Source organism: Mesorhizobium sp. M7A.F.Ca.AU.001.01.1.1 (genome assembly GCF_004022735.1).
Classification (GTDB): Bacteria; Pseudomonadota; Alphaproteobacteria; order Rhizobiales; family Rhizobiaceae; genus Mesorhizobium; species Mesorhizobium ciceri.
Window position 1 is genome coordinate 1 of sequence record NZ_RZPF01001244.1, and the last position, 839, is coordinate 839.

Here is an 839-nt window from a genome sequence, read left to right on the forward strand (position 1 = left end):
ATCCTGGTTCATGCCGAGCCAGACAAAGGCCAGCGAAGGCTTCTCCACCACTGTCGTCTTCGGCGGCGGCGTCTGCTTCAGGCGCGAGATCGAGGAGACCGCGGTCCAGGTGTAGTCGAGGTCGCCGGCCTCATAGCCGAGTTCGGCGGTCTTCTCGTCCTCGATCGGATGAATGTGGATTTCCGCGAAGGCACCTTGCTCGTACTTCCAGTCGGGATTGCGGACCAGCACCGTGCGCTGCTTGGGCAGCCATTCCTTCAGGATGTAGGGGCCTGACTGAGCCACTGGCTTGACGCCCATCTTGCCACCGAGCTCGGTGATGGCGCGCTTTGACAGGATGGTGCCGGACGGCGTCGGCAAAGTCGACGTCCACAGCGGCGCGAAGGCTTGTTTCAGGTGGATCAGCCCCGACAGCTTGTCCTTGACCTCGACTTCCTTGAGCGTTGCCCAGTCGCCGGAATAGGGGCTCTTGTTGGCTGGGTCGGCGATGCGTTCGATCGAAAACTTGACGTCTTCGGCCGTCATCTGGCCGTAGCCATCGGTGAAGCCGATATTGTCGCGCAGCTGGAAGGCGACGGTCAGCGGATCGAGCTGCTTGATCGTTTCCGCCGCCATCGGCCGCCAGCCCCAGCTGTCGCCAGGCGTGGTGACGACGAGGCCGGCGAAGATGACGCTGGTGATGTCGCCTTCAGGCGCCGCCAGCCGGAAGCAAGGGTCGAGCGTCTGGATGTCGGCGTAGGAGCGCACCTTGAGGATCGGCCCGTCGCTCGACCAGGAAACTTTTGGATTGACCATTGAGGCGAGGCCGAAAGCGCCGGCTGCGGCGAGCAGGCTGCGGC

General features: G+C 63.5%; 1 protein-coding gene. It reads right to left on the bottom strand.

Annotated features, from left to right (window positions below):
- A partial coding sequence (locus EN884_RS37395; RefSeq protein WP_245492071.1) for an ABC transporter substrate-binding protein occupies nt 1-839 on the bottom strand: 839 nt, incomplete at both ends.